General features: G+C 65.4%; 13 protein-coding genes. 6 read left to right on the top strand and 7 right to left on the bottom strand.

Features of this window, described 5'->3' with window-relative positions; genetic code table 11:
• Positions 1-5: 5 nt before the first annotated feature.
• The 7 genes from SOM28_RS12245 to SOM28_RS12215 form a co-directional block, all read right to left on the bottom strand.
• Complete coding sequence (locus SOM28_RS12245; RefSeq protein ID WP_320468277.1) at positions 6-788, bottom strand: ABC transporter ATP-binding protein; 783 nt, start codon at positions 786-788, stop codon at positions 6-8.
• Entirely contained in the window at positions 785-1,867 is a 1,083-nt protein-coding gene (locus SOM28_RS12240) for an acyl-CoA dehydrogenase family protein (RefSeq protein ID WP_320468276.1), read from the bottom strand. Before SOM28_RS12240 ends, SOM28_RS12245 begins: the two co-directional genes overlap by 4 nt.
• On the bottom strand, positions 1,867-2,421 hold the full coding sequence (locus SOM28_RS12235) for a carboxymuconolactone decarboxylase family protein (RefSeq protein WP_071360305.1): 555 nt from the start codon (positions 2,419-2,421) through the stop codon (positions 1,867-1,869). Before SOM28_RS12235 ends, SOM28_RS12240 begins: the two co-directional genes overlap by 1 nt.
• A 31-nt stretch (positions 2,422-2,452) precedes the next feature.
• Positions 2,453-3,424, bottom strand: coding sequence for an AraC family transcriptional regulator (locus SOM28_RS12230; RefSeq protein WP_320468275.1), 972 nt, complete (start codon positions 3,422-3,424; stop codon positions 2,453-2,455).
• Positions 3,425-3,554: 130 nt separating this feature from the next.
• Positions 3,555-3,812, bottom strand: coding sequence for a hypothetical protein (locus tag SOM28_RS12225; protein ID WP_123069399.1), 258 nt, complete (start codon positions 3,810-3,812; stop codon positions 3,555-3,557).
• A gap of 286 nt (positions 3,813-4,098) precedes the next feature.
• Positions 4,099-4,464 (bottom strand): response regulator transcription factor, encoded by a 366-nt coding sequence (locus SOM28_RS12220; RefSeq protein WP_123069398.1) that lies wholly within the window; start codon positions 4,462-4,464, stop codon positions 4,099-4,101.
• A gap of 122 nt (positions 4,465-4,586) precedes the next feature.
• On the bottom strand, positions 4,587-5,213 hold the full coding sequence (locus SOM28_RS12215) for a response regulator (RefSeq protein WP_123069397.1): 627 nt from the start codon (positions 5,211-5,213) through the stop codon (positions 4,587-4,589).
• Positions 5,214-5,714: 501 nt separating this feature from the next.
• On the opposite strand from SOM28_RS12215, the gene mraZ reads away from it, so the two are divergent.
• From mraZ to SOM28_RS12185, 6 genes are read left to right on the top strand one after another with little or no spacing between them, the layout of a single operon-like run.
• A complete protein-coding gene (gene mraZ / locus SOM28_RS12210; RefSeq protein ID WP_123069396.1) occupies positions 5,715-6,143 on the top strand; it encodes a division/cell wall cluster transcriptional repressor MraZ in 429 nt (142 codons plus the stop codon).
• Positions 6,130-7,110: a 16S rRNA (cytosine(1402)-N(4))-methyltransferase RsmH gene (rsmH, locus tag SOM28_RS12205; RefSeq protein ID WP_320468400.1), complete on the top strand. Its 981-nt coding sequence runs from the start codon at positions 6,130-6,132 to the stop codon at positions 7,108-7,110. Before mraZ ends, rsmH begins: the two co-directional genes overlap by 14 nt.
• Positions 7,107-7,379, top strand: a complete 273-nt coding sequence (ftsL, locus tag SOM28_RS12200; protein ID WP_123069394.1) for a cell division protein FtsL — start codon at positions 7,107-7,109, stop codon at positions 7,377-7,379. The genes rsmH and ftsL overlap by 4 nt, the downstream gene beginning before the upstream one ends.
• Entirely contained in the window at positions 7,376-9,154 is a 1,779-nt protein-coding gene (locus SOM28_RS12195; RefSeq protein ID WP_320468274.1) for a peptidoglycan D,D-transpeptidase FtsI family protein, read from the top strand. Before ftsL ends, SOM28_RS12195 begins: the two co-directional genes overlap by 4 nt.
• Positions 9,154-10,683, top strand: a complete 1,530-nt coding sequence (locus SOM28_RS12190; protein ID WP_320468399.1) for a UDP-N-acetylmuramoyl-L-alanyl-D-glutamate--2,6-diaminopimelate ligase — start codon at positions 9,154-9,156, stop codon at positions 10,681-10,683. Before SOM28_RS12195 ends, SOM28_RS12190 begins: the two co-directional genes overlap by 1 nt.
• Entirely contained in the window at positions 10,683-12,053 is a 1,371-nt protein-coding gene (locus SOM28_RS12185) for a UDP-N-acetylmuramoyl-tripeptide--D-alanyl-D-alanine ligase (RefSeq protein WP_320468273.1), read from the top strand. Before SOM28_RS12190 ends, SOM28_RS12185 begins: the two co-directional genes overlap by 1 nt.

The raw sequence follows: 12,053 nt of genomic DNA, 5'->3' as shown, positions 1-12,053 counted from the left end.
AAACGTCAGGCGCCTTCGCGCAGCGCCTTGATGATCTCCAGGCGCAGCCCGGCCACGCCCTCGGCGTATTCGTGGCGCGGCCGCGGCAGGCCGACCTTCCATTCGCGGACGATTTTTCCTGGCTGGCCGGGCTGGACCGCCATCAGCAAAATGCGGTCGGCGACCAGGATCGCTTCGTCGATATCGTGGGTCACCAGCAACACGGCGGTATGCCAGCGGTGTACCAGGTCGACCAGCAGGGTCTGCATCTCGGCGCGCGTGATCGCGTCCAGCGCCGAGAACGGCTCGTCGGCGAACAATAGCTCGGGCTGGCGCGCCAGGGCGCGCGCCAGCGCTACGCGCTGGGCCTGGCCGCCGGACAGCTGGGCCGGATAGGCATGCGCGCGCGCCGCCAGGCCGACCGCTTCAATGGCCTCGACCACCCGCTGCTTGCGCGCATCGCGGGCGATCGCCGGCTGGCGCGCGAAGTCCAGGCCGAAGCCGACATTGCCTTCGACGTTCAGCCAGGGCAGCAGGCTCGGTTGCTGGAATACCAGCGCCGCGCGCGGGTGTGGTTCCAGCAGCGGCTCGCCCAGGAAGCTGACCTGTCCGGCCTGGGCCGGGCTCAGGCCCGCCAGGCCGCGCAGCAGGGTCGACTTGCCGCAGCCGCTGCCGCCCAGCAGGCAGACGATCTCGCGCTTGTCGATGGTCAGCGAAATATCGTCGACCACGGTCTTGCCGCCGTAGCCGATGCGCAGGCCGGAGGCCGACAGCGCGGTCGCGCCTTGTTCGAGCACGGGCGCCGTCATGCCGCGGCGTGCTTCGCGAGTTCGACCTGCAGCTGGGTCAGGCTCGGGGTGACGATCGGGATGAAGGCCGATTCTCGCCAGCGGCGCGCGAAGCTGCGGTCGCGGTCGACCAGGTAGGCGCGGCCGCCGCTGGCCTGCAATTCGAGCATTACGGCTTGCTGGACGGATTCGGCCAGCGCGATGCGCAGCCGGAACATCGGCGCCGCGGCGGTCTTGAAGCGGCCATCGGCCACGCCATCCTTCAGCTGTGTCACCAGGTGTTCCAGTGCCACTTGCTGGGCCACGATCCGTTCGAGCAGCGGGCCGCGCATGGCGGTCGACAGCGCATGCGCCGCGCGCAGGCTGGCGCGCGCCAGACCGATCGACAGGCCGCACTGCAGGCCCAGGAAGGACGGACGCACGCCCGGCAGCCAGGCGCGCGCGTTCGGATGCAGCACTTCGCCTTCACCGATCTGCACGCCCTCGATCTTGACGGCGGCGGTATTGCTGCCGCGCAGGGCCATCAGTTCGAGGTCGGGACTGCGCGTGACGCCGGCGCTGTCGCTGATGAAGGCGACCACCGCGGGCGGCAGGTCGCCGGCGGAATTGACGGCGGCGGCGGCGATGAAGCCTTCCTTGCGCAGGTTGGTGATCCAGGCCAGCGAACCGTCGAGCTGCCAGCCGGCGTCGTTCGGGGTGGCCGTGATCTGCAGCGATTCGATCCCGGACAGGAATTTCATCGCGTTCGACAGGCCGGTGGCGCCGGCGAATTCGCCGCGCATGAGCGGGCCAATCCAGCGCGCGCGCATGGCTTCGTTCGGGCTTTGCAGCAGGTATTCGATGAAGGTGCGCTGGCCCCAGAACACGAAGGCGGCGGTGACCGAATGCTCGGCCACGGCGGCGATGGCGTCGATCGCGTCGATCGTGGCGCCGCCGCTGCCGCCCAGTTCGTGCGGTACGCCGACGGCGAACAGGCCGGCGCCGGCCAGGCGCGGCACGACTTCGCTCGCCAGCGCGGGCGTGCTGTCCAGTTCATCCGCATTGGCCTGCAGCCACTCGGCCAGGGCTGGCGGCAGCGTCGTTTGTTCGCCGTTTGACATCAGATGGCTCCGCTGGCGAAGGGCTGCAGCTGCGGGTTGATCGCGCTGCCGGCCAGGGTGTTGGCGAAGTTGCACAGGGTGGCCAGGCTGATGCCCAGCACGACTTCCAGCGCCTGCTGGTCGTTGTAGCCGGCGGCCTTGAAGGCGGCCAGGGCGTCGTCGCTCACGCCGCCGCGGGTGGCGATGACGGCTTCCGAGAAGCGGCGTACGGCATCCAGTTTCGCGTCGCCGGTATCCTGGCCTTGCTGCATGGCGCGCACGGTTTCGACCGGCAGTTGGGCCTTCTTGAGGGCGATGGCGGTGTGGCCGGCGATGCAGAAGTCGCAGCCGTGGATGCGGGCGGCGGTGATCTGCACGACTTCGCGTTCCGGCAGCGTGAGGCTGGTCTCGGCGTTGATGCCCGACACCGTCATATAGGTCTGCAGCGCCTGCGGCGAATTGGCCAGCACGCCGATCAGGTTCGGCAGGAAGCCGTTGTTGGCGACGGCCTTGTCCACGAACGGACGGCTGCCTTCAGGGGCGGTTTCTTGGGTATGCAGGGTCAGGCGGGACATGGCGGCTCTCTCTATTAAAGCGTTGGGTCCGTCATTTTAGCGGCGAATGAAAAACACGTTTGGGCATACCCGTCCTTGTTTTCTGCTCGATCGTCCGAATCGTCCCGATCGGCGGTGTCTTGACGTGGACGTGGCGGCCGCGCCGGAAGGTGCCCGGATGCTCGCCCATCACCTTATGGAAGGCGCGCGAGAACGCTGCGTAAGAGTTGTAGCCGACGTGGCCGGCAGTGCGCTCGACGGTCTCGCCGCCGTGCAGGTGCTGGGCCGCGATTTTCATGCGCAGCAGCAACAGGAACTGCGCCGGCGCCTGGCCGCTGGCCTCGCTGAAGTGTTTATAGAAGCTCGAGCGCGACATATGGGCCGCGCGCGCCATGTTCTCGGTCGACCAGTCCGATCCGGGCTCCTGCATCATGCGGTCGAGCAGGGGCGAGAACTCGGGGCGGCTGGCCACGGCCAGCAGGCCGGTGGCGATATCTTGCTGGCGCGCCACGTGGCGGATGACATAGAAGAACATCAGCTCGGCCAGGCGCGCAACCAGCGGCGACGGTGCGTCGGGGTCGCGCGCCGGTTCCAGCAGCATCAGTTCGAACAGCGCGTTCAGGGCCTGCAGCGACGGGTCGTCGGCGCGCAGCACCAGGCTGTCCGGGAAGGAGTCGGCGATCAGCGTGCTGAGCGCGCTGCGAAAGTGGAAGAAGCCGCAGGCCAGGGCGGTGGCGTCCGGCGCCGCCTGGCCGAGCTGCTGCATCGGCAGGCCGGGGCGGGCGCTGGCGGGGTCTGGGTCGGGACTGAGAAAGTGCGGCGTGTCGCGCAGCATGAATACGCCGTCGCGCGCCCGCAAGTGGACCGGCGCGCGGCCCTCGGCGTGCAGGTAGCACTCGCCATGCAGCACCAGGTGGAAGCTGCCCAGGCCGCGGCCGGCGGTGGACGCCTGCCAGCGGCCGCAGTACTGGCCCAGGTGGAACACCGACGCTTCCAGCTGTACGCTGTCGATCAGCCAATGCACTAGGCGGTCGGCATTGTCCGCGCTTGCGTGGGTGTCAAGGGTAGGGGCGGAATGATTCACTCAGCCATTATCGACGGCGCCTGTCCAGCGGCCTACGAAGAAAAGCTGATATGCAAATAAGGAAAACGTCTTAGAAGTAGACGGTAACGCGGCGTGCGTCCAGGTCGGCGCTGCGCTGGGAAGGTGCGGCGCTGGAATCGAGCAGGTAGGGCGTGCCCGGGCTGGCGCAGGCGACGTCCACCGAGCGGGCGACGCTGACCGAGCAGGTGGCGACGATCTCGAAACGCGCCTCGAAGCTGGCCGACACCACGCGCGCGTCCGCCACGGCCGGCAGGGCCAGGGTGACGGCGGCCAGGCTGGCCGCGAGGAGACGGGATGCGCGCAACATGATGGTGGAAGCCGAAAATTGCCGGGTAAATAGTCGATGAACCCATCATAGCGGCTTTGTCGGTGGCTTGCGCGCGGCCGCACCGGCACCGGTGCGACTGATATCAATTGTGTATTTTTGCTTTTGCGGGATTGTTCAACAGATGACGGACGCCGCGATATGCCGGCGGCGCCAATGCACGCGTTTGCGTTATCGTATTATTATGAAACTATTCGGATTTGCGGAATTGGCGCTGAAATTAGAGAAGTGTCTCTAAAGGAAATATTTGTTTCTCAATGACAACGTTTCAGCCCAGCAGGCCGTGGACCGCGTCGAGCAATTCCAGCGGACTGAACGGTTTGACCACGTACAGGTCGGCCCCGGCCGCCATGCCGGCCGCGATATCGCTTTGCTGGCCGCAGGCCGACAGCAGGATGACCTTGGTTGTTGCATGGCGCGGATCGCGCCGCAGCTCAGCGCATACGTCGAGGCCGCTGGCACCGGGGCCGAGCCAGATGTCGAGCACGACCAGGTCGGGGTGCTCGTCGGCAAGCCGGGCCAAAGCCTGCTCGGCATTGGACGCTTCGACGATGCGTCCCAGCGATTGCAGGGTGAGCGAGATCAACAGGCGCAGTTCGTCCTGGTCGTCGACGACGAGGATCGTCCTGCTCATGGTCTCGTACGCGCCTCGACGGGCGAATGGGGTGTTGCTTGCGGTGACGGGAATGCGGACATGACAGCTCCCTGATGGACCGGACGCGCGCTGCGCCGATGCTCCAGCATAGCAGTTTAAGTTTACGCGCGCACCAGGCCGTTCTCGACGGCGCTGCGCAGTTCGCCGAAAGGCACCGGCTTGGGGAAGACTGGAATGTCGGTGGGCAGGCCCATGGCCTTGATCGTCGCACGGTCCAGGCCGCTAACGACGATCATGTTCATGCCGGCCGTGCCGCTGTCTTCGCGCAGGGTGCGGATCATGCGGAAGCCGTCCATGCCCGGCATGTTCAGGTCGCTCACCAGGAGGTCGGGGCGCTGTTCGCCAATGCGGATCAGGGCTTCGAAGCCATTATTCGCCTTGACCACCTCGAAGTCCAGGCCCCAGCCCGCCATCTCGAGTTCGTACAGGCGCAGCATCAGGGGATCGTCGTCGACCACCAGCACCCGCGGCTTGCCCGGCGCTGGCGCGCTGACTGGCGCCGGAGGCGCGCCGATGGCGATACGCCGGCCGTCGACCAGGCGGTTCACCGATTCCACCGTGATGCGACGATGGCCGCCGGCGGTGCGCCAGGCCTGCAGCGTGCCGTTTTCCACCCACAGCTGCACCGTGCGGTGCGAGACGCCAAGGGTGGCCGCGGCCTCCTTGGTCGAGCAATAGTCCGCGGCATTGTAGGTCGATGCCGGCTGCAGGTTGGTTGGGGTGTTCATATTTTCCGATCTTACGTTTTTAGTTTCCCAAAGTCAAAATAGTTAACTGTGGATAGTGCGTAGTCCGCCACAGTTGTAAGCATCCGCCGGCTGCAGTCGGCAGCGCCGATAACCGCAAGTTCGATAGCTGGATGCCCATACAGTGGTCTGTTTGACTCAATAGTTGTTTCTTTACGTCAATATTTTTCTTCTCATTGACGTTGCTCAAACGTAAACATCGTCTGTACAACTCAGGCCTTTCATTCACTCCTACGGCTAAGTCCCTAATTTTAAGGAACATTTTGTTGAGTCGGGTGCCGCGCACCTGCGCCTAAGTCCTTGGTTTCATTGGAAAAAGTCGGATTCGTCAATCGTGAATTCGCTTGACCGTCAACATTGCTTCCACTAAAGTGGGAAACGGTGTGAAAAAGTGTCGATTTGTGGGAGGGTTGTGGGGTAACTCCTTCGGCTCCCGGCGTCCGGCAAACAACGACAAACAACTCTCCAAAGCTAGGTAAATACGTGTTCCAGGGCGCGTCCGCGATCAATCTCGATGCAAAAGGCCGAATGTCGATTCCGGCCAAGCACCGTGACGCCCTTACGCTTCAGTGCGAGGGCCGCATGACCTTGACCAAACACCCCCATGGCTGCCTCCTTTTCTTCCCGCGCCCGGTATGGGAAGAGCACCGTAAGCAGATTGCTGCCTGGCCCATGTCGGCCCGTGCGTGGCAGCGCATTTTCCTCGGCAACGCCGTCGATGTCGAGCTCGACAGCGCCGGCCGCGTGCTGATCTCGCCCGAACTGCGCGCCGCGGTCGGGCTCGAGAAGGAAGTGATGATGCTCGGCATGGGCACCCACTTCGAAATCTGGAATGCCGCCAAGCTGGCCGATGACGAGGCCGAGGCCGTTGCCGGTGGCATGCCCGATGTCCTTTCCAATTTCTCTTTCTGAGGCGCCGATGACGGATTCCTTGACGGTGCCTGAGTACCAGCATCGAACGGTGCTGCTTGACGAAGCGGTCGATGCGCTCAACCTCGCGGGCGCACGCGCTGACGGCATCTATATAGATGGCACTTTCGGACGGGGCGGCCACAGCCGCCTGTTGTTGTCGCGCCTGGGCCCGCAAGGGCGCCTGATCGCGTTCGACAAAGATCCGCAAGCGATTGCCACTGCATCACACATCGACGATCCGCGCTTCACGATCGTCCACGACAGCTTTGCAACGATGCACGACGCGCTGGCCGCGCGCGGCATCCCCCGGGTCGACGGCATCCTGCTCGACCTGGGTATCTCGTCGCCCCAGGTGGACGACGCCAGCCGCGGCTTCAGCTTCCGCAACGATGGCCCGCTCGACATGCGCATGGATACCACGCGCGGCATGTCGGCTGCCGAGTGGATTGCGACCGCGGAGCAACCTCAATTGGAAAAGGTGATACGCGATTATGGAGAAGAGCGGTATGCTTTTCAGATTGCAAAGGCGATTGTTGCTCGCCGCGCAGTCGAACCAATTTCAAGCACACGACAGTTTGCCGCAATCGTGGCAAGCGCGGTCAAGGGCTGGGAAAAAGGCAAGGATCCGGCAACCAGGACCTTTCAGGCTGTCCGGATTTTCATCAATAAAGAGCTTGAGGACCTCGAGGCAGGGCTGATCGCGGCCTATGGCATGCTGGCGCCGGGCGCGCGCATGTCCGTGATTTCCTTCCACTCGCTGGAAGACCGCATGGTCAAGCAATTCCTCGCCTCCAAGGCCAAGGTCGAGCAACCCGACCGCCGCCTGCCGATCCGCGCCGTCGACCTGCCGCAGCCCGAGATGAAGCTGATCGACAAGATCAAGCCGTCCGCGACCGAAGTATCGGAAAACCCGCGCGCCCGCTCGGCGGTGCTGCGCGTGGCCGAACGCCTGGGGACGCCTGCATGAGCGTCAAGCTGAACGTGCTCCTGACCACCTTGCTGGTGGGATGCGCGCTATCGGTGGTCAACGCCCGCTACCAGGCGCGCCACCTGCTCATCGAGCTCGAGCGCCTGCAGCAGCACGCGCGCCAGCTCGACATCGACTGGGACCAGCTCCAGCTCGACCAGTCGCGCCTGGCCAAGAACGAGCGTATCGAGCAGATCGCCCGTTCCCAGCTCGAGATGGCGCCATTGAGCCCGGCCCGGACCCAGTACCTGACGGAGGGCGCTCCATGATGCGTGGCGGCGCCAAGAACAGCAATGCGCGGGTGGCCGCGTCGAAAGGCGTGGCTTTCTCGAAAAGCCCGGTGCTGGCCGTGCGCCTGCCCGACTGGCGTTCGCGCCTGGTGCTGTTCGTCCTGTTCGCGGCTTTCGCCGCGCTGGCCGTGCGCGCGGTGTGGCTGCAGGGCGTATCGAACCAGTTCCTGCAAAAGCAGGGCAAGAGCCGCTACGAGCGGACGCTCGAACTGCCGGCTACGCGCGGCCGCATCCTCGATCGCAATGGCGCCGTGCTGGCCACTTCGCTGCCGGTGCGCGCGATCTGGGGCATTCCCGAAGACGTGCTGCAGGCGCCGCCGGAAAAGCTGCGCGCGCTGGCGAACCTGCTCGAGATGCCGGAAACCGAGCTGCGCAAGAAGCTCGACTCCGACCGCACCTTCGTCTACCTGAAGCGCCAGGTCGAGATGCCGATCGTCGACCAGATCCTGGCGCTCAAGATCGACGGCATCGACACGCGCAAGGAATACAAGCGCTTCTACCCGCAGGGCGAAGTGATGACCCACGTGGTGGGCTTCACCAACGTCGAGGACAAGGGCCAGGAAGGGATGGAGCTGCAGCACCAGAAGACCCTGATGGGCGTGGCGGGAAGCCGCCGCGTGATCAAGGACCGCCTCGGCCACATCGCCGAAGACCTGGGCATGTTCCGTGAGCCGCACCAGGGCCGCGACCTGACCCTGTCGGTCGACAGCAAGCTGCAGTACATCGCCTTCACCAGCATCAAGAACGCGGTCGAGAAGTTCAATGCCAAGGCCGGCGCCGCCGTGGTGCTCGACGTGCAAACGGGCGAGGTGCTGGCCCTGGCCAACTACCCGACCTATAACCCGAACGACCGCTCCAAGCTGACCGGCGAGCAGCTACGCAACCGCGTCATCACCGACACCTTCGAGCCGGGTTCGACGATCAAGCCGCTCACCGTGGCCCTGGGCCTGGAAACCGGCCGCGTCACGCCCGACACCGTGTTCGACAATAATCCGGGCTATATGATGGTGACCGGCCGCCGCATCCGCGATTTCCACAATTACGGCGTGCAGACCGTCAGCGGCATCATCCAGAAATCGTCGAACCTCGGTGTGGTCAAGATCGCCCAGATGATCCCGCAGCAGGAAATGTGGGAGCTGTACACCAAGGTCGGCTACGGCCAGGCGCCGCGCTTCGGCTTCCCCGGCGCCGCCGCCGGCCGTGTGCGTCCCTATAAAACCTGGAAGCCGGTGGAATACGCCAATATGGCCTTCGGCCACGGCCTGTCGGTGTCGCTGCTGCAGATGGCGCGCTCCTATATGATCTTCGCCCGCAACGGCGACATCATCCCGCTGTCCTTCGTGAAGGTGGATGAGCAGCCAGTGGGCCAGCAGGTGATCTCGCCCAAGACCGCGGCCCAGGTGCGCACCATGCTCGAATCGGTGGTCGGCCCGGGCGGCACCGCCTCGCGCGCCCAGGTCGCCGGCTACCGCATCGGCGGCAAGACCGGCACCGCCGAGAAGATCGTCAACGGCCGCTACTCGCGCACCAACAATATCGGTTACTTCGCCGGCATCGGGCCGATGTCCAAGCCGCGCTTCATCATCGCGGTGATGGTCGACGATCCGACCGGTCCCCTGCGCACCGGCGGCTTCGTCGCCGCGCCGACTGCGGCCGACCTGTTTTCCAATGCGCTGCGGGCCGCCAACGTGCCGCCCGATTCATCGATCACGGACATCATCATTCCGGAAGTTCCTCTAGAGGAGAGCATGTGATGGCCCCGAGCCTGCACGACACCATCGAATGGATTCGCGCCGCCGCCCCAGGCGGCCGTCTCGTTTCCGACTCGCGCCGCGTCAAGCCCGGCGACGTGTTCTTCGCCTACCCGGGCGAGGCCGCTGACGGTCGTCGCTACATCGAAGCCGCCATCGAAGCTGGCGCCGCCGCCGTGGTGCACGAAGCCGAAGGTTTCAGCTGGGACGCCGCATTCAGCGTGCCGCACCTGGCCGTGAGCGAGCTGAAAAAGAACGCCGGTCCGATCGCGCACGCGGTGCTGGACTATCCTGACCGCGCCATGTTCACCGTGGCCGTCACCGGCACCAACGGCAAGACTTCGTGCGCGCTGTGGACCGCGCAAACCCTGGCGCGCCTGGGTGAAGCGGCCGCCGTGATCGGCACGCTGGGCGTGGGCCTCATCAAAGGCAAGACTTCGGGCGAGCGGCAATTCGACGTCACCGGCTACACCACGCCGGACGCGGTGCTGCTGGCCCAGAAACTGGCCGACCTGAAACAATCGGGCGCCAGCGCGCTCGCCATTGAAGCCTCGTCGATCGGCCTGGTGCAGGAGCGTACGGCCGGCATGCACGTCGACGTCGCGATCTTCACCAACCTGACGCGCGACCACCTCGACTTCCATGGCGACATGGAAAGCTACGAGGCGGCCAAGATCAAGCTGTTCGAATGGGATGGCCTGAAACACGCGGTGGTCAATCTTGACGATCCGGCCGGGCAGCGCCTGGTGGCGCACTTGCGCATCAGCTTCCCGTCGCTGGCGGTCACCGGCTACACCATCGCCGCCGCCGAGGCGCACGATGGCGTGGCCGTGCTGCGCGCCGGCGGCATGCGCAGCAAGAATGCTGGCACCGAGTTCCAGGTCGAAACCCCGCAAGGCAACGCGACCGTGCGCACCCAGTTGGTGGGCAACTACAACGTCAGCAATACGCTGGCGGTGCTGGGCGCGCTGCTGGCCAAGGGCGTGGCTCTCAAGGCGGCGGTCGATGCGATCGAGACCCTGGTGCCGGCGCCGGGCCGCATGCAGCAGATGGGCGGGTCGGATGCGCCGATGGTCGTGATCGACTACGCACACACGCCGGACGCGCTGGAAAAAACCCTCGACGCCTTGCGCCAGGTGGCGACGGACCGCGGCGGCCAGCTGTGGTGCGTGTTCGGCTGCGGCGGCGACCGCGATCCGGGCAAGCGCCCGCAGATGGGCCGCATCGCGCAAGGCGCCGACCAGGTGCTGGTCACCAGCGACAACCCTCGCAGCGAGGAGCCAAGCAGCATCATCGCCCAGATCGTGGCCGGCATGGACACGTCGCAGCCTGCGCGCGTACAGACGGTCGAAGACCGCGCGGCCGCCATCCTGCTGGCGGTGAAGCAGGCCGCCAAGCAGGACGTGATCCTGCTGGCAGGGAAGGGCCATGAGCCCTATCAGGAAATCAAGGGTCGCAAGATGCCGTTCTCGGATACGGACCACGCCTCGCTGGCATTGACGGCTCGGCTCACCATGTTGAGGACGCATTGATGCGCGGATCGTTGCAACAGCTGGTCGAAGCGATTCCGGGCGCGCGCCTGGTCGGGCTTGACGCGTCCTTCGAGGGCGTGTCGACCGACAGCCGCAAGGTCGATGGCGGCGCGCTGTTCGTCGCGCTGGTGGGCGAGACCTTCGACGCCCATGACTTCCTCGACCAGGTTGTCGCACGCGATGTCGCTGCGGTCGTGGTGTCGCGCCTGCCGGAAGGCTGGACCTTGCCGGCGATCGTGGTGCCTGACACCCTGGTGGCGCTGGGCCGCATCGCCCACGCCTGGCGTAAGCAGTTCGACATCCCGCTCATTGGTGTCACCGGCAGCAATGGCAAGACGACGGTCAAGGAAATGATCGCATCCATCCTGGCCGCCGCCGTGGGAGAAGACGCGCGGCTGGCGACCCAGGGCAATTTGAATAACGAGATCGGCGCGCCCTTGACGCTGTTCCGCCTGGATGCCTCGCACCGCGCGGCCGTTGTGGAGCTGGGCATGAACCATCCGGGCGAGATCGGCCGCCTGAGCGCGATCGCGACGCCGACCGTGGGCCTGGTGAACAACGCCCAGCGCGAGCACCAGGAATTCATGCACACCGTCGAGGCGGTGGCGCGCGAGAACGGTTCGGTGCTGCAGGCGCTGTCGAACGATGGCGTGGCCGTGTTCCCGGGCGACGATACTTATACGGACCTGTGGCGTGGCCTGGCCGCCTGCGAAGTCATCACCTTCGGCCTGTCTGACGCCTGCGACGTGCGCGCGACCTATACCAGTAATGGTTTCGGCAGCGACCTGCAGGTCACGGCGCGCGGTGCGCAATTCGGCATCGCGCTGGCGGCAGCCGGCGAACACAATGTGCGCAATGCGCTGGCGGCGATCGCGTGCGCGCTCGGCGCCGGCATCGAGCAGGCCGCCATCGTGCGCGGCCTGGTAGCCTTCGCCCCGGTCGGCGGCCGCCTGCAGCGCAAGACCGCTGCAAACGGTGCGACCGTCATCGACGACACCTATAACGCGAACCCCGATTCGATGCGGGCCGCGATCGACGTGCTGGCGGCCTATCCGGCGCCGCGCATCCTGGTCGTGGGCGATATGGGCGAAGTCGGCGCGCAAGGAAAAGAATTTCACGAAGAAATCGGTGCTTACGCAGCTTCGCGTGGCATCGACACCGTGCTCGCGACGGGCGAGCTGGCGCGCCACCTGGTTGCGTCGGGAGCGCGGCATTACGAGCAGTTCGACGAATTATTGGCAGCACTGGATGAAAAACTGGGCGGCAATACCAATTCGACTGTGCTGGTGAAGGGCTCGCGTTTCATGAAGATGGAGCGCGTAGTCCAGCACCTGACCGGATCAACCACCATTGGCAAGGGCGCCCACTAA

Origin of the sequence: Massilia sp. CFBP9026 (assembly GCF_034045165.1) — a bacterium.
Lineage (GTDB): Bacteria > Pseudomonadota > Gammaproteobacteria > Burkholderiales > Burkholderiaceae_D > Telluria > Telluria arenae.
This window is presented reverse-complemented; position numbering and strand designations above follow the sequence as displayed.